This window comes from Mariniflexile sp. HNIBRBA6329 (assembly GCF_043558645.1).
Taxonomy (GTDB): Bacteria; Bacteroidota; Bacteroidia; order Flavobacteriales; family Flavobacteriaceae; genus Mariniflexile.
On the sequence record NZ_JBIFXS010000002.1, the window covers coordinates 140,562 to 158,745 of the forward strand.

12 protein-coding genes are annotated in these 18,184 nt (G+C 34.5%); 6 read left to right on the plus strand and 6 right to left on the minus strand.

Translation table 11 applies throughout. The annotated features are described in order from the left end of the window. Positions 1-888 (plus strand): dienelactone hydrolase family protein, encoded by an 888-nt coding sequence (locus ACGK9U_RS03495; protein WP_394464969.1) that lies wholly within the window; start codon positions 1-3, stop codon positions 886-888. Positions 889-899: 11 nt separating this feature from the next. After that, positions 900-1,361 carry a VOC family protein gene (locus ACGK9U_RS03500; RefSeq protein WP_394464970.1) on the plus strand — a complete coding sequence of 154 codons (462 nt, stop codon included), beginning with the start codon at positions 900-902 and terminating at the stop codon, positions 1,359-1,361. A gap of 17 nt (positions 1,362-1,378) precedes the next feature. Here ACGK9U_RS03500 and ACGK9U_RS03505 read toward each other — a convergent pair whose 3' ends face one another. Beyond that, positions 1,379-2,185, minus strand: coding sequence for a DUF1080 domain-containing protein (locus ACGK9U_RS03505; protein ID WP_394464971.1), 807 nt, complete (start codon positions 2,183-2,185; stop codon positions 1,379-1,381). Between the two features lie 489 nt (positions 2,186-2,674). On the opposite strand from ACGK9U_RS03505, the gene ACGK9U_RS03510 reads away from it, so the two are divergent. Next, complete coding sequence (locus ACGK9U_RS03510) at positions 2,675-3,904, plus strand: HEPN domain-containing protein (protein ID WP_394464972.1); 1,230 nt, start codon at positions 2,675-2,677, stop codon at positions 3,902-3,904. A 171-nt stretch (positions 3,905-4,075) separates the two neighbouring features. Here ACGK9U_RS03510 and ACGK9U_RS03515 read toward each other — a convergent pair whose 3' ends face one another. From ACGK9U_RS03515 to ACGK9U_RS03525, 3 genes are all read right to left on the minus strand, one after another. Then, the gene (locus tag ACGK9U_RS03515) at positions 4,076-5,479 is read right to left on the minus strand and encodes a hypothetical protein (RefSeq protein WP_394464973.1); all 1,404 of its coding nucleotides are present in this window, start codon (positions 5,477-5,479) and stop codon (positions 4,076-4,078) included. Between the two features lie 95 nt (positions 5,480-5,574). Continuing rightward, positions 5,575-6,930: a UDP-N-acetylmuramate--L-alanine ligase gene (gene murC, locus ACGK9U_RS03520; protein WP_394464974.1), complete on the minus strand. Its 1,356-nt coding sequence runs from the start codon at positions 6,928-6,930 to the stop codon at positions 5,575-5,577. A 113-nt stretch (positions 6,931-7,043) separates the two neighbouring features. After that, positions 7,044-7,997: a tetratricopeptide repeat protein gene (locus ACGK9U_RS03525; RefSeq protein WP_394464975.1), complete on the minus strand. Its 954-nt coding sequence runs from the start codon at positions 7,995-7,997 to the stop codon at positions 7,044-7,046. 138 nt (positions 7,998-8,135) lie between these two features. On the opposite strand from ACGK9U_RS03525, the gene ACGK9U_RS03530 reads away from it, so the two are divergent. From ACGK9U_RS03530 to ACGK9U_RS03540, 3 genes are all read left to right on the plus strand, one after another. Beyond that, entirely contained in the window at positions 8,136-14,261 is a 6,126-nt protein-coding gene (locus ACGK9U_RS03530) for an alpha-2-macroglobulin (RefSeq protein ID WP_394464976.1), read from the plus strand. A gap of 70 nt (positions 14,262-14,331) precedes the next feature. After that, positions 14,332-14,823, plus strand: a complete 492-nt coding sequence (locus ACGK9U_RS03535) for a hypothetical protein (RefSeq protein WP_394464977.1) — start codon at positions 14,332-14,334, stop codon at positions 14,821-14,823. A gap of 2 nt (positions 14,824-14,825) precedes the next feature. After that, on the plus strand, positions 14,826-16,253 hold the full coding sequence (locus ACGK9U_RS03540) for a M64 family metallopeptidase (protein ID WP_394464978.1): 1,428 nt from the start codon (positions 14,826-14,828) through the stop codon (positions 16,251-16,253). Positions 16,254-16,319: 66 nt separating this feature from the next. Here ACGK9U_RS03540 and ACGK9U_RS03545 read toward each other — a convergent pair whose 3' ends face one another. Together ACGK9U_RS03545 and obgE are read right to left on the minus strand one after the other, a co-directional pair. After that, positions 16,320-16,841, minus strand: a complete 522-nt coding sequence (locus tag ACGK9U_RS03545) for a DUF4136 domain-containing protein (protein WP_394464979.1) — start codon at positions 16,839-16,841, stop codon at positions 16,320-16,322. Positions 16,842-17,078: 237 nt separating this feature from the next. Continuing rightward, the gene (obgE, locus tag ACGK9U_RS03550) at positions 17,079-18,077 is read right to left on the minus strand and encodes a GTPase ObgE (RefSeq protein WP_394464980.1); all 999 of its coding nucleotides are present in this window, start codon (positions 18,075-18,077) and stop codon (positions 17,079-17,081) included. Positions 18,078-18,184 lie beyond the last annotated feature (107 nt).

Sequence of the window (18,184 nt, forward strand, 5' to 3'; positions counted from 1 at the left end):
ATGAAAAAACTCACCAAAGAAGATATCAGTCAAGAAGTATTTGATTTGTACGACTATTATGCCCATAATAAAATTGACAGACGCCAATTTGTTGAAAAACTATCCATATATGCGGTTGGAGGTATTACCGTGTCGTCTTTGCTAAGTTTTATAACACCCGATTATATCAATACACTTTTAGTAAAACCGAATGATGAGCGCTTAGATTCCAAATACATCACCTACCAATCGCCCAAAGGTGGCGGTACCATAAAAGGTTTATTATCTATGCCCGATAACACAAAGGGGAAATTACCCGGTGTTATTGTAGTACACGAAAACAGAGGTTTAAACCCTTATATTGAAGATGTAGGCCGACGTACCGCTCTTGAAAATTTTATTTCCTTAGCGCCCGATGCCTTATCTCCTTTAGGTGGCTACCCAGGTAATGATGATGATGGACGCGAACTTCAAAAAAAACGCAATAAAAACGAAATGCTTGAAGATTTTATTGCCGCTTTCCAATACCTAAGTTCGCACCCTAATTGCGACGGTAACATAGGAGTAGTTGGTTTTTGCTTTGGCGGTTGGATTTCCAACATGATGGCTGTAAAAGTGCCTACACTAAAAGCAGCAGTTCCTTTTTATGGCGGACAACCTACTGCCGAAGAAGCTGCTCAAATAAAAACGCCCTTGCAGTTACACTATGCGGGATTAGACACCCGTGTAAACGAAGGCTGGAGCGACTACCAAGAGGTTTTAAAACAAAACAATGTGGAATACACCGCCCATTTTTATCCCGATGTAAACCATGGCTTTCACAACAATACCACACCGCGTTATGATGAAAAAGCAGCAAATTTGGCTTGGGAAAGAACCATTGCTTTTTTTAAAGAGAAGCTTAAATAACATAATTTGGGATGAAAGAAATCAGTTTAAATTGCTTTTTAATTCTGTTTAGCAACACAACATATACACAAAACAACACTGATTTTTCTATGACTTTCAATCATATAGCTTTGTCTGTAAAAAACCTTGAACAATCTGCTAATTTCTATAAAAACACACTAAACCTTAAAGAAATAACAAACAAAACAAAGAAAGATAGCCGAAGATGGCTTTCACTTGGTGATGGTAAAGAATTGCATTTAATTTCAGATTTTGAAGGTGCTATAGTTGTAACCAAAGCTGTTCATATGGCATTAACAACATCAAATTTTGACTCATTTATTGACAAACTTAAATCTATGCATATTAAGTATGCCGATTGGGAAGGAAACCAAAATATAATTAGTATTCGGGCAGATGGTATAAGACAAGTGTTTTTTCAAGACCCAGATGGCTATTGGATTGAAGTAAACAGTGTTGGGCAAACCAATTAAAAATAATAATAGTATAATTACAGCTTTTTAAGCAGAATATTTCTGTATTCTACTTTCATAGGTGGACCAACATGTACCTGTACACCTAAATAACCAGAAAATGCTTGATTAATTAAATCGTTATCAATAACCTCACTCATCAAAACAGCATTAACATAATGTTGTAATCTGTTGCCTTTAATTATAAGGTGTACTTGATTCCATTCGCCATTTTTAATTTCTGATTTTAAAACATCTGAATCGCCTAAAGATTCTAAAACCTCTCTAATTTGCCAACAATTCTTTTCAATGTTTGATTTTAAATCAACTAGGCTATCTTTATTTTCAATGCTAACCTTTTCACCTCGGTAAGCTAAAGTAGTACGTTTTCGTTCCTCATAGTTTTGCCCTGTATACCTATTCTTGCCATCAATATCTGCCTGATAACCACGTAGTGCAAACGACATATCTGCAATAAGCTCACTTCGGTAATTAATGCCACTATTTCCAGCTTCAGAAATTCTATACTCCAATTTTAATTCAAAATCGGTTGGTTGGTCGCCTTGCCAAATGATAAAACTATTTGTTTTTAAAATAGTTTCTGGTGTAATTTCTCCTACCAAATTACCATTTTCAACACGCCAATAGGTTGGGTCTCCAATCCAATCTGTTAAGGTTTTACCATCAAATATTGGCAAAAAACCCTCATCGTTTTCACTAAAAGGTATTTCGTTATTATTTTCAGGCTGTTGTGCATTTACTTCAAAAAATAAAAAATTGCATAGTAACACATACATCAAACCTGTATTTAATATATTATGTACATTTAATCGTGTCCTATTCATAAACCTTATTTTTAAGTAAAACCACCTTTATAGCATATACCATCGGGTTTGTAAAATTGTTGTAAGCATGCCAATAGCTCATAGTATAAAGTAAAAGTATGATTTTATACGTTACAAATAACTATATTGATGAATGCTTTAAAGGTATTACCAAAACTATTAAGCAAAGGTTCCTTAGTAAAACACCGACAAAACACACCAAAAACACTCTTTTTTTAATGTTTTGTCCCACACTTGTTCGGGAATCCTTCGGGAATCCTTCGTAAAATAAGGGGTTTTACGAAGAATCCTCGAAGGAATGTCGAAGGAGACCCGAAAGAAACCCCTAAAAACCATTTTAACCTGTCGATGAATGGTAAATGGGGGTTTAAAAAAATGATTTTTATAAGAGGTTTTTCATTATATTCGTAAGATATAGCGTGGATGTAGACAATTGATTATATCACAGTTGTTGTGAGCAAGCTGGGATTAACCAAATATATTTGACAATTGAATTATTATAATCAATATTTTGATGGAATTTTTTGGATTCCTAGCAGAGATGAAAGAAAAATCAATGCAACTTTATTTATAGATAAGAATGGTAGTGCAACTATTTCTTCTTTGCAACCATTAGAAGATGGAATCAACATTACTGATAAATGGAGTGAAATAGAATTAGTATTAGGTTATTTAAATTGTCATAGCGATTCTAAAACTTATTCTGTCAAACTTTATGACACCTATAAATCCTACCAATCAATTGGACCACTAGATAAGATTAAGTACAAATCCGACAACACATTAATTGCTTCCGCATATGATTCAGAAATTGAATCAAATCTATATAATATATTAATGCTTAGTTCTGATGAACTTAACAATTGGATTCCAATTACTGGATTTGACTTTAATACCAATATTGACAAAAAATTCGAAATAAGTCATTTGTATAACCAACCAGATACTATTGAGTTATTCAAGAATAAAGATTTTAGTGTTTATTTATATTTTCGAGCTTCTACGAATTTCCAAAAACGCAGGAAATCAAATATTATAGAAACTGTTTTTATAAATATTGAGCCTAATGAACCTTTTGAAATAACTGAATTATCAAAAATCAGAAAATCAATAGAACGACTTTTTAGTTTAATTCTTTTCAAACCATTTTTATCTAAGGTTATTGAACTTAAAACTAAAGGTCGAGCAACATATAAAATCATAAAAAAATTAAATAAACCAGATTATGGTTTAGGCAAAGAGATTGATTTCGAAATTTTTACTAAAAATTCGAATAAAATATTTGAAAAATGGTATGAAAAACAAAAAATACTAGAATTAGGTATTATAAATTTTTTTAGTGTTTATGGTCAAAAAGGTGTTTTGATTGAGAATAAGTTTCTTACCTATATCTCAATTTTAGAAAACTATCACAAGAATCATATTAATAAAAATGGGTATTTGAAAAAACGTTTGGAATATTTATTAAATAATTCAAGTTTAGCATCACAATTAAAAAAATTAGACGAATACGCAGAAAGGTTAAAAATCACAAGAAATTATCACGCTCATTTAGAAGAAAAGCACAAAGCAAAGAGTTTAAAAAGTGAAGAGATTCTTAAAACAAATTATTTACTTGAATTTATAATTCGTGAATTATTTCTGAGAGAAATTGGAATTAATCATAATTCGACAATACCACATAACGTTGAAAGATATATAATAGAATTAAATATTTAGAAGCCAGCTCCCTGCTAGCGCGAGCGTCTCGCTCGTGCCCACAATCCAATTCATATATCATTTCTAAATTACACAAAAACCAATAGCATTATTCTCAACATGCTATTATAGTTCTTAGTAAAAGCTTAGAAAATATTTTTAATTCTTATCTGTACGATTGGAACGCTCGCACTAACGTTTGGCGTCTTTTTTAATTAAGTTTTCCTTAATAATTATTGGATACTTAACTTTTAAAATTGTCTGTTCCTTTCTAAACGATTCATTATATCCGTACTCATGCGCTCTTAAAATTGTTTGCTCATTTTCCCTTAACCTATTTGCTGCCGCAAAATGTGAGCTCAAAACAGTTATATAATCTTGATACACGATATCTTCATTATATGTATACAATACCAACGTTTTAGGTTTTATATAATTTTTGAATTTATCAACAAGTTTGTCCTTTGAAATTTCCTCACCATTTATTCTAACCATTTTTTGAATAGAAACATTCACAGTATCATTAAACTGATAATTTTCAGTATAATTTGGTACTGGCGGAATGGGAATATCTTTTTTTAATTTAATTTCAAAAAACGATTCTGTAATCATTTTATCAATCCCCATTTTTTCAAATCTCGGAGTCATTAAATTATCATTGTAAACATCGTATATAATTTTTCGTTGGTTGATACCATACAGCTCCGCTTCAAACATTTTTATATACTTAATAGACATGTTCTTGCTAGCAGAAATTCGAACTGCTAAAAATGGCATTAGCTCTTCTCTTATAAATATTCTTCTTTCTGTAATAAAAGAAGCTACATCTTCCAATGCAATTTTATTTTTATTCTCTGTAAAGATCTCTAAATCATTATTCTCATTCAATTGAAGTTTAAAACTGACTTCCCAATCATACTGAATCATTTCATGGCTATAAAAATCAGAATGAGGCAAGTCTATAATTGGATTTTGACTAATTGATAATGTATCTATTGCCTTATAATCTATAATATTTATTCTACTTAATCCAAAAACTAAAAGCATCATAAATAGCAAATGAAGTAATTGAATTTTAAACCGGTTCTTTTTAAAAATACAACTTAAGTTTTTCCATGATTCTAAATACAATACACCTAATAATAAATAAGATGAAAATTTAAAATATGGAAGAAAATTAAAATCCATACAACACATCGAGAAAACCCCAAAAACCAATCCTATTTTAGTAAACCAGTATGAGAAATTAAAGCTTAAAAAAATTTGATCGTTAAGTATTCTTTTTCTTTTTGGATTAAGTGGACTTACTACTTGTTGTGGCTTACTAAAAAGTAAATTAATAAATATGGAGTTAGCAAAAATGAAAGATAAACCAGCAAAAAAAATATTATAAAAATTTCTGTCTGATTCACTTAAAATGTTTGGAAAATTTTCAAAACCAAAGGACATGACTCTAAATGACTCTCTTAAAACATAAAAGAAAGCGTAAATAGTGTATGCTGAAGCTAAACCAATGGCAAAACTTAAAACAAAACGTTCATTAGAAATATTTCTAAAGTTTACTGATGAATCGAAAAAACGTCTATTAAATTTCATTGACAGCTAAATGTAACTTATAAGTATAAACTTATAATAAAAAGTTACAAGTTAACTATAAGATGAATAAAGATTCCTGCTTTCGCAGGAATGAACTACCCAATAAGCCTTTTAACTTCATTAAAATCCAACCCACCATAATTACCAGAACTCATTAAAAGCAATGCTTTGTTATCAAAGTTTTGCGAGAACAGGAAGTTTTTAAAATCGTCTGGATTGGTATAAATAATAAGGTCTTCACGCTCAAAAGCGTTGGCTATTTGGTCGTGGGTTACTTCTTTAAGTTTTTTAATTTCTACGGCGTGTGGTGAGTAAAACACAACGGCTACATCGGCAGCATCTAATGCACCTTTGTATTCCTTTAAAAACTCCGCATTTAAACTGCTATACGTATGAAGCTCTAAGCAAGCTACAACAGTTCTATTGGGATACTGTTCTTTCACCGCTTTGGTAGTTGCTTCTACTTTACTTGGCGAATGTGCAAAGTCTTTGTATGCAACACTGGTTTTACTTTCGGCTATTTTTTCTAGGCGTTTGCTGGCACCTTTAAAAGTGGCAATGGCTTCGTAAAAATCGTCTTCATCAACGCCCATATGCTGGCAAATCCATTTTGCACCTGCCAAATTATTGAGGTTGTGTTTTCCAAACACTTCTATGGGCAATGGACCTTCGGGAGTTTCCAATAAGGTTTCGCCATCTTCAACAGTATATTCGGGAGTGTGGTATGGCAACTTACGGATAGTATTTGCCGAAGCTTCTACAACACGTTTTACCTCGGGGTCTTCTTCATTATAGGTAATGCTTCCACCGCTAACAATAGAGTCTACAAAAATACGGAACTGCTCTACGTAATTATCATAGGTTGGGAATACGTTAATGTGGTCCCAAGCAATACCGCTTAACAGTGCTATATTGGGTTTGTATAAATGGAATTTTGGGCGTCTATCAATAGGTGAACTTAAATACTCATCGCCTTCAAGCACCATAAAATCGTTGGTTTCGGTGAGTTTTACCATCACATCAAAACCTTCCAATTGCGCACCTACCATATAATCGACATCCCGATTGTGGTAATGCATAACGTGTAAAATCATGGATGTAATGGTGGTTTTTCCATGGCTACCGCCAATAACTACACGGGTTTTGTGTTTAGATTGCTCGTACAAAAACTCGGGATAACTGTATATTTTAAGTCCTAATTCTTGAGCTTTTAACAACTCTGGATTGTCTGCTTTTGCATGCATACCCAATACAACGGCATCTATAAGGGCATTTATTTTTTCTGGAAACCAACCGTAGGTTTCGGGCAGTAGGCCTTTTGCTTGCAAACGGGATTTTGAGGGTTCGAAAATCTCATCATCACTTCCTGTTACTTGGTATCCTTTGTTGTGTAATGCCAAAGCTAGATTATGCATGGCAGAGCCACCTATAGCTATAAAATGTACGTTCATTAATTAAGTATTAAAGTTGCTAAGTTACAAAGTTTCAAAGTTAAAAAGACTCTAATTTGTAAAGTAGTTGCTGTTAAGCGTAAACTGAGACTGGGACTGAAAACTCTAACTATTTAAAGTTTCATAATCCGTTGCTTTTCGTCTTTAAAATGCTTCGTTTTTGGCGATTCGGCAAGTGCTAAATCGATGTACTTTAAAGCGGCTTGTTTGTTCTTTTTGTGGGCATAAATTTGCGACAAGCGGTAGTGTGCCCAGGCTTTGGGAACGCCATCTTCGGGCGAGTAGTTTTTTAAATAGGTTTGCAAACATTGTACGCCTTTTTGCAACTCGATGTTATAATCGGCCGCTATTTTGCCCATTTCATAATGTAAGGCATTGCGCTTGTGTTTTTCTTTGGCTACTTCTAAATTGGCCAAGGCTTTTTCGGGTTGCTTTTGCTTTTCATAAAACGTGGTTAACTTGTTGTAACACCACAATGAGCCCCCTACGTTTATGGCCAACTTATAATATTTTTCGGCAAGTTCAGGCTCATCATCGCTTTCAAAAATATAGCCTTTTGCCAGATAGCCATCTACTTTTGAGAGTTGCTCCAACTGATAGGCATATTTTAATGCCTTGTTTTTACTGCCGCCTAAAACACCAGGTAATTTCATATAATATTCTACCAAGGCCCAACGTACATTTACATGTTTGGGGTCTAATTTGGCTGCTGTAAGAAATGAATCTTCAATATCCCCAATCATCCCTAAAGCGGTTAGCTTACTTACAGACAAGGCTTTCATACCCATAGCACCACCGTATTTATAATGGTATTCGGCACTATCGGGGTTAAGGCTTACTAACTTTTTGTATTTTTCAATGGCTTCGTCCCACTTTTCCTGATGCCCATAGGTATCGCCCAAAAGTTCAATGGCTTTTAAATTGTCGGGGTGTTTTTCTAAGTAAACGGTTAGTTGAAGCTCCGCTTTATCAAACTGTTTGCGTTTAATTAAATCTTCAAAATTATTTAATTGAGTTTGACCAAACGCCACTAACGGGAAAAGCAATAAATAAATAATTCTTCTCATAACATGTAATTTGTTAACAAATATCAATACGCCTGTTTAACTAAAAATAACTAATTTCACTCAATCAAAACCACTATTCGCTCATTTAGTATTTTTTGGAATAGCTTTTGAATGTAATTTGGTTGAAAAATAAAACAAATGAAACAATCGGTAATTTTTTTAACAATAATTTTGCTTTCAAGCCTTGGCAATAGCCAGAATAGCGACTACAACACCCTTTGGAAACAAGTTGAAAAACATGAACATGAAGGTTTACCAAAGTCGGCTTTAAAAGTTGTAGAACAAATTTCTTTGCTTGCCGCTAAAAATAAAAACGAACCTCAGCTTATAAAAACCATGTTTTTTAAAAGTAAGTTTGCTTTGGTGCTGGAAGAAGATGCGCAATTAAAAATTATAAACGATTTTAATAAACAGATTGAACTTAGCAACTTCCCTACAAAAAACATTCTGGAAAGCATTTTGGCTAATTTGTATTGGCAATATTTTAGCCAAAACAGGTGGCAATTTTATAACCGCACAAAAACCTCTGAAAAAGTAGATACCAAAGATTTTAGAACTTGGGATTTACAAACCTTGTTTGATGAAATTCATTTGCATTACCAACATTCGTTACAGAATGGCGCTAAACTTCAATTAGAACCTTTAAGCAAGTATGATGCTATTTTAAACCTTCAAAAAGATTCGAAAATTTATAGACCTACCCTATTCGACTTTTTAAGCCATGAAGCACTAGATTTTTATAAAACCAACGAAACCCATATTACCAAACCTGCTTATAAATTTGAAATTGATAATGCTGATTATTTAAAGGATGCATCAACGTTTTCTAAGTTGAACATCATATCAAAAGATTCCTCATCTTTACAACTAAATGCTTTAAAAATATATCAAGATTTAATTAAGTTTCATATAGAAGACAAGGAACCTTTTGCTTTAGCCGATGTTAATATTGAACGCTTAAAATTTGTAAACCAACATGGAACCTTTACCGACAAAGAAACCTTGCTTTTAAATGCTTTAAAAACGGAAAGTGATAAACTAAAAGCGCATGAAGTTTCTGGTTTATATAATTTTGAAACTGCTTCTATTTACTACCAACAAAGCAACCAATACACTCCAAAAAATAACGAAGAATACCGTTGGAAAGCAAAAGATGCTATGGGTATTTGCAACACTGTTATTCAACAATTCCCCAAAAGCAAAGCTGCTGAAAAGTGCACCGTTTTAAAGCAACAGATAGAACAGGAATCTTTACAAATTACTACGGAAAGCTACTTACCCATTCAGCAACACAGTCGTTTATTGGTGAGCTATAAAAATATTGAGCAACTTCAATTTAATATCTATAAGCTTACGCAAAACCAGTTTGAAAAACTCAATACTATTTACATAAAGGAAGAACAACTTGCCTATATAAAAAAATTAAACGTTTTAAATACTTGGGAAAGCAAACTCCGTAACGAAAACGATTACCAAACCCACAGCACCGAAATATTTGTCCCTAAACTTAATAACGGCAGGTATTTGGTGCATGCCTCTTTAAAAAACAACGAGGACACCTTTGCATTTAGCACCATACAAATTACTAATTTGGCATTGGTAGAGAGCGAAAACGAACACTACAAAACCTTTCAAGTAATTGACAGGAACAACGGAAAACCCATCAGTAATGCTTCGGTTGAATTAAGTTACGTTGAAAACAACCAAAGAAACACGCAATCTGAAAACCACACCACCAACAACTTAGGCGAAATAAAAATTGAAAAAACTACCGATCGCTATAGAAACTTGGTCGCCAAAATTAAGTACGGCAACGACACTGCTTATTTTGGCAATTACTACGTAAACCATTATTACAAAAACAACGCCGAAGAAACCGAATACAAAGCCTTTGTATTTACAGATAGAAGTATTTACCACCCAGGGCAAACAGTTTATTTTAAAGCTATTGCCATGAAAACAAAAAATGGAAAATCGGAAGTTGTGGCAAATGCATCTGTTTACGCCATTTTATACGATGTGAATGATGATGAGTTTAAAGAACTGGAATTAAAAACCAATGAATTTGGGTCGGTTTCAGGTGAATTTATATTACCTAATAGCGGATTAAATGGTGAATACCATATCGAATTTGATGGTGAGGAAGAAGACTTTTACTTAGAACATTATTTCTCGGTTGAAGAATACAAACGTCCAAAATTTGAAACTAAGTTCACGCCCGTAACCGAAACCTATAAAGTTAACGAAGCCATTACCTTAAAAGGCAAGGCTTTAGCCTATGCTGGGAGTAACATTACCGATGCCAAAGTAGTTTATAGAGTTCATAGAAAAGTAGAATATCCACGTTGGTATTTTTGGTATCGCCCATGGTTTAACAGTGAACCTCAAGAAATTATTCATGGGGAAACAATCACAGATGCATCTGGTAATTTTGAAATAACTTTTAAAGCATTGCCGGACAACAGCGTGGATAAATCCAGTCTGCCTATTTTTCATTACGAAGTAGTTGCCGATGTTACCGATTTAAATGGCGAAACTCGAAGTGCCACAACCATTGTAAATGTAGGATATCATGTCTTGGTTGCCAATATGGGATTAGAGAACAAACTTGATAAAAGCAACAAAGACCACAAAATAACTATTGAAACCAAGAACCTAAACGGGGAGTTTGTTCCAGCTACGGGCGTGGTTAAAATTTACAAATTACAAGCGCCAAATGCTGTTTTAAGAAATAGACCTTGGACTGCACCCGATTATCAGGATTTTTCTGAAGAAGACTTTAAAAATCTTTTTCCACATGATGCTTACACCGACGAACATAATGCCAGTAATTGGGAAAAAGGTGCTTTGGTTTTTGAAAAACAATTCGATACTGAAAAATCTAAAGAACTTGCTTTAGGAAACATAAAAAAATGGGAGTCGGGTCAATACCTCATCACTTTAGAAAGCAAGGACAAATTTGGGCAATTGGTGAAAGATGAAATCAAAACCACACTGTATAGTGATGATGACAAAACGCTTGCAGACCATCAATTGTTCAGCATAACCAGTAACAAACCTAAGTATAAAGTTGGTGAAACAGCTACTATAACTTTGGCCTCAGCTTCAAACCATTTGAATGTTACCGTATCTATTGAAAAAAACCATGAGATAGTTAAAACCGAAATCATTCAGCTTAACAACAATAAAAAAACCATCAGTATTCCTGTTAACTCTAATAATGTTGGTGGGTTTGCTATCAGATACAGCTATGCCGCCTATAATAGTTTTCAATCGGGCATAGAAATCATTTCAGTACCCTACCCAAAAACCTATTTAGACATTGAAACCATCACCTTCCGTGATAAACTAAAACCCGGAACCGATGAAACCTGGAGCTTTAAAATCAAAGGCCCACAAGGTGATAAAGTAGCTTCTGAATTATTAGCTAGTATGTACGATGCCTCGTTGGATCAGTTTAAACCGCATACTTGGAGTTTTAACCCGATAAACAATCAATTGTATTCTTCTTACAACAACAGTAATGCACACCAAAGTTTTGGCACACAAAATTTCAGGGTTTATAATGACAAAGTTTATGCAAAATACACACATCAACAATACGACCAACTGAATTGGTTTGGGTTTTATTTTGGAAACAATAACAATATAAAAATTAGAGGAACAGCAAGTATTTCTAAAACTTTAAGTGGAATTGTACCTGGTGTTGAAATAATGGAAGACAGTTCTAATTTAGATGAAGTTGTAGTGGTTGGTTATGCTGCAATGGAGAAAAAAGAACTAACTGGAGCTATAGCTACAGTTAAAACAGAATTTATTGAAAACGAACAAATTATTGAAGATTCAAAAGAAAAACCAAACTTGGAAACCGTTCAAATTCGTAAAAATCTCCAAGAAACCACCTTTTTCTTTCCGCAATTACAAACTGATAAAGAAGGCAATGTGAGTTTTAGTTTTACCACACCCGAAGCCTTAACCCAATGGAAATTACAATTATTGGCACATACCAAAGCCCTAAAAAGCGCTACAAAAACGTTAACCTCGGTAACTCAAAAGGAATTGATGGTTATTCCAAACGCACCACGTTTTTTACGCCAAGGTGATGACATTACCATTAGCACCAAAATAGCAAACCTAACGGACAAACCACTTTCTGGACAAGCCTTTTTAGTATTAACCGATGCCATCTCCGGAAAAGACATAACCTCAAACTTGCTCAGTTCTTCCCCTTCGGGGAAGTTAGATGGGGCTTCGTTTTCAGTAGATGCCAAAGGCAACACCCAAGTGTCTTGGCAACTAACTATTCCTAACAATGTGGATGCAGTTCAATATAAAATCATAGCAAAATCGGGTGATTTTAGCGATGGCGAACAAAACGCATTGCCTGTTTTAACAAACCGTATGTTAGTTACCGAAACGCTCCCTATGTGGATTCGTAGTAATGAAACCAAAACCTTTACGTTAGATAAGTTGAAAAACACTTCGACTGCGCTCAGTGCAGGCTCAACTTCTTCAACTCTAAAAAACCATAAGTTGACTTTGGAAATGACTTCCAACCCTGCATGGTATGCAGTACAGGCGCTTCCTTATTTAATGGAATATCCCTACGATTGTAACGAACAAACATTTTCGAGGTTTTATGCAAATGCCTTGGCAAGCCATATTGCGAATTCAAACCCAAGAATCCAGGAGGTTTTCAACCAATGGGCATCACAAGATGCATTAATTTCTAATTTAGAAAAGAATGAAGAACTAAAGTCCATTCTTATTCAAGAAACACCTTGGTTGCGTGATGCTGAAACTGAAACCGAACAAAAGAAACGCATTGCTTTGTTATTCAATTTGAATAAAATGAACAATGAATTGCAATCGGCTAAACGTAAACTTGAAAACAATCAGTTATCAAATGGCGCTTGGGCATGGTTTCATGGCGGACGTGAAAATAGATACATCACGCAACACATCATTACTGGTTTTGGGCATTTAAAACAACTTAAAGTTGAAACAAATGAGGAATCTAAAATGATTGAAAAAGCCATCAACTATTTAGATGCTGAATTTGTTCAAGAATACAAAAACCTTAGAAAATACGATGCGAAAGTTGATTTAAACAAAGACCATTTAAGCTATCCCCAATTGCATTATTTATACATGCGTAGCTTTTATCCAGAGGTAAAAAAATCGAAAGAGGTTGAAGACATTATCAAATATTACCACACACAAATCCAAAAGTATTGGTTGAGTCGTTCGTTATATTCCAAAGGATTGATGGCTTTGGTGCTTGATAGATTTGGGAACAAAACAACTTCAGCAAAAATCTTAAAATCTTTAAAAGAAACAAGCATTACTTCGGAAGAATTAGGCATGTACTGGAAAGCAAACACGAGTTCTTGGTATTGGTACCAAGCACCTATTGAAACGCAAGCATTGTTGATTGAAGCTTTTTCAGAAATTGATCCCGATAGCCATCGGGACGATTCCAAAACTATTGATAATTTAAAAATTTGGTTGCTTAAAAACAAGCAAACCAACCAATGGAGCACCACCAAAGCAACTACCGAAGCTGTATATGCACTATTGCTTCAAGGTAGCGATTGGTTAAGTGTAACCGATGCTGTTGATGTAGTTTTAGGAAATCAAAAAATAGAACCTTCAAAACTAGAAAACGTAAAAGTGGAAGCAGGAACGGGTTATTATAAAACCTCATGGAACACTTCAGAAATAAAACCAGATATAGCAACCGTTACCCTTACCAAAAAAGGTGATGGCATTGCTTGGGGCGGTTTATATTGGCAATATTTTGAAGATTTGGATAAAATCACTTCGGCTGAAACACCTTTAAAATTGAAGAAAAAATTGTTTTTGAAAACCAATTCCGATACGGGTGAAGAGATTTCAGAAATCACTTCTAAAACAAATTTAAAGGTGGGCGATTTGGTTCGAGTTCGTATTGAATTGCGAAGTGACAGAGCCATGGAGTTTGTACATATGAAAGATATGCGCGCCGCAGGTTTAGAACCCATTAACGTTATATCTCAATACAAATGGCAAGATGGTTTGGGTTATTATGAAAGTACCAAAGACGCTTCAACCAACTTCTTTTTTGATTATTTGCCTAAAGGCGTTTATGTGTTTGAATACGATTTGCGTTTGAATAATGCAGGAAATATGAGCAATGGTATCACTACTATCCAAAGTATGTATGCCCCTGAGTTTAGTAGCCATAGTGAAGGCATTCGTATCAATGTAGTCAATAGTCAATAGTCAATAGTCAATAGTCAATAGTCAATAGTCAATAGTCAATAGTCAATAGTCAATAGTCAAATTTATTATAATGTATAAACTTCTCTATAAATTAGTAATATTATCTGTTTTACTATGGTCTGTTGCTTGTGCTTCAAAGAAAAGTGTTGGCATAGAAACCCCTAACGAGGTCCTACCTCCAAAGCTCATTTTCTTAAACTATAAGATTTCAAAAGATGCTAACGGAAATAAGAACATAGAGTTTATAAACAAAATAATTGCCGATGGAAAGCTAAAAACCAACAACAGCAATATCAAACATGGTGCTATTGGCGATTTAAAATGTCTTCAATTGGATAAAGATTCTACTGAAATAACGTCATTTACTATTCAAAACCCACTAAACAAGCATATTGAATTTCTGAACGATTCCCTTATCTTTGAAAATAAAAAAATAAACTTAAAAAGTGCTCCGCTTTCATTTAGAATGCCATTGCACCATAAAACAAAGTTTATAGCTATTAATGAAATAACCGATTCGCTACAAAACAGCAGCACTTTAATCATTACAAAGTTAGATTGAAAATGAAACATCTTCTACGCATTATTTTATTGATTGGTTTCCAGCATGCTACTGCTCAGGTTTTCGATAAAGAAACCATCAAAAATTTTGAAAATGATGATAAAAGAATCAATTTGGTTATTTTAAGTGATGGCTATCAAGTTAACGAACTTGCACAATTTAAAACAGATGCGGTAAACTTCACAAACACCTTGTTTAATCAATCGCCTTTTAAAGAATACTCCAATTATTTTAATGTTCATATTCTAAAAGTACCATCAAATGAAAGTGGCGCAGACCACCCAGGAACGGCTATTGATGTTACAGAACCCAAAACCCCTGTAAGAACAGTTGATACTTATTTTAACGCCACATTCGATTCTTATGGTTATCACAGGTTGCTTTATTATGAAATTGATGGAAATGCAGCCAATAACACCCAAGCAAAAATATACAATGTTTTAGCTGATAATTACCCAACGTACGACCAAGGGTTGATTTTAGTAAACTCGACGGTTTACGGTGGTTCGGGTGGCGAATTCCCAATGGCCTCCAAAGGTGTAGAAAGTGGCGTTAGCGCGGTAGAAGTTGCTATCCATGAATTAGGACACTCCTTTGCGAACTTAAAAGATGAATATTTTCCGCTAGATGAAATTTATTTTAATGAAGCTATCAATATGACCCAAGAATCGAATCCTAGCTTTATAAAATGGAAAAATTGGTTGAACGGAAATGGCATTGGTATTTACCAGTACAATACAACGGGATATGCCGCCAATTGGTACAGACCGCATCAAGCTTGCAAAATGCGCTACTTAGGCTATCCTTTCTGTTCGGTTTGCAAAGAAGGCATTATAGAAAAGATTCATAGCTTGGTGTCGCCAATTGATTCTTACACCCCTGTTTCCAATACAATAAACAGTCCTTCCTTTCCAATCGATTTTCATCTGAACTTAATAAAACCCAACCCGAACACCTTAAAAAGCAAATGGACCTTAAACGCATTGGATTTTGCTAATGATGTAGATGATGTAAGCATTTTAGAAACCGATTTGAACACTGGAATGAATACACTAACGGTTGCGGTAAACGATGCCACCGGACTTTTGAAAGTTGACAACCACGACAGTTTCCATGTATATACCGTAACTTGGACTATTGACAATTCTGCACTTGGCATTAAGGACATTACGAGCGAAATGGCAAAATACCATATTGCCATGTATCCAAACCCAACAAGTACATTGGTGAACTTTACCTTTGAAAGTGACAAAGATACTATCTTGAAGATTGATATTGTTAGTTTAGATGGGAAAAAGATTAAAACAGTTTCAATAAACAATTACCAAACCAATGAGGTTGATATTAGCCATTTAAGCACTGGAATTTATTTAGCTAATTTCTATACAGGAACTACGCTTATTGCCAGTAAAAAATTGGTTAAAAACTAAAACCGTCTATTAATACATCCGAAAAAAATCCTTTTGGGTATTTAGATTCCTGCTTTTGCAGGAATTTTATTGTTTTGGTGGATACTGGGTTAACACTTTTTCGGCAATAGCGTTAAAAAGTTGCTCCCTTTTTTCGGGGGATGCATTGGGGTTAAAACTCGATTCGCTTACCGCTTGCCAAAACAAGCCTTTGCCATTTTCATCTACAAAATCGATTGTAATTTGGCGGTTAATATTAGCTTGACCAATAGGCAACCCAATAGAAATACCTCCTCCCACATTTCCACCGCCACCACCTAAACCAACGCCTACATTACTGCGTTGTGCTTCTTGGTATTCGTTACTTTTTATATCTACTAAAAAATCTGGGGTTTCGGAAAACAAAAAACCTTTGGCTGCCATTTTTGCATCGAGCGCATCTAAAAACCGTTTGGTATCGAGTTCGCTTAAACCGGTTTTCATATCGCCGTAATAACTATAGGTTTTGTATTTGCTAAAATCGGTTCCTTTTTCAAAATCGGTGTTTACACGAATGGGTGCACAGGAAACCATTAAAATGACTAAGAATAGGGCAATAAAAACTTTCATAACTTTAATTTTTTCTATAAAGTTAATCAAAAATTATTCCAATAACATGATTCTTGTTTGGGATGGAAGCGGCATCCTTTTGGCTTTCTTTGTTATTGGAAATCACCTTTAATAGATACTCCTTACTTAAATAGTGGATTCCTGTCTTCGCAGTAATGACAAAAAAACAAAAAATATAGTTATAGTCCTTCGACTGCGCTCAGGATGAACTCCTAGCCCAACCCTTGTGGTAACGCTCTAGCTATTCAACATTTTCCATAGTGTATCTTTCAACTGCGTGATGCCTTGTTGCGCAACAGAGGAAATGAACAGATACGGAATTGGCAACTCGTTATCCAATAATTCTTTTAATTCTGCTTTAAGTTCTTCATCCAACATATCGCATTTTGAAATGGCAATGATGCGGTCTTTATCCAGCATTTCTGGGTTGTAACGACGAAGTTCATCCAACAAAATATCGTATTGTTTTTTAATATCGGGCGCATCGGCTGGGATTAAAAACAGCAGAATAGAATTACGCTCGATATGGCGTAAAAAGTAATGCCCAAGTCCACGACCTTCGGCAGCGCCTTCAATGATTCCAGGAATATCTGCCATCACGAAGGTTTGAAAATCACGATACTTTACAATGCCTAAATTGGGTTTTAGGGTTGTAAATTCGTAATCGGCAATTTTTGGTTTTGCTGAAGTTACCACAGAAAGTAATGTAGATTTTCCGGCATTCGGAAAACCTACCAACCCCACATCGGCAAGTACTTTTAACTCTAGAGTAATATGTTTTTCCTCTAAAGGCATTCCGGGTTGCGAGTAGCGAGGTGTTTGGTTTGTTGCTGTTCTAAAATGCCAATTACCTAAACCTCCTTTTCCTCCTTCGGCAATAATTCTTTCCTCACCATGCTCGGTTATTTCGAAAATAATCTCGTTGGTTTCTGTATCTCTAACAACGGTTCCTAAAGGCACATCTACATACTCATCTACCCCGTCGGCGCCAAAGCTTCTGCTTTTACTTCCACTCTCACCATGGGTTGCACGAATGTGTTTTTTAAACTTTAAATGAAGAAGTGTCCAAAGATTCTCGTTGCCTCGTAAAATAACGTGACCACCACGACCACCATCGCCCCCATCGGGACCTCCTTTTTCAATAAATTTTTCGCGGTGTAAATGCGACGATCCTTTACCTCCATTACCAGAGCTAACGTACATTTTTACGTAATCAACAAAATTTCCCTCGGTCATTAATATTACTTGTTACATTATCGAATTGAAAGAAAAATACCTAACAGCCAGTAGCTGTTCTCCTTTTAATTTCAAATCTTCTGTCATTTTATTTGTTTATTTATTTT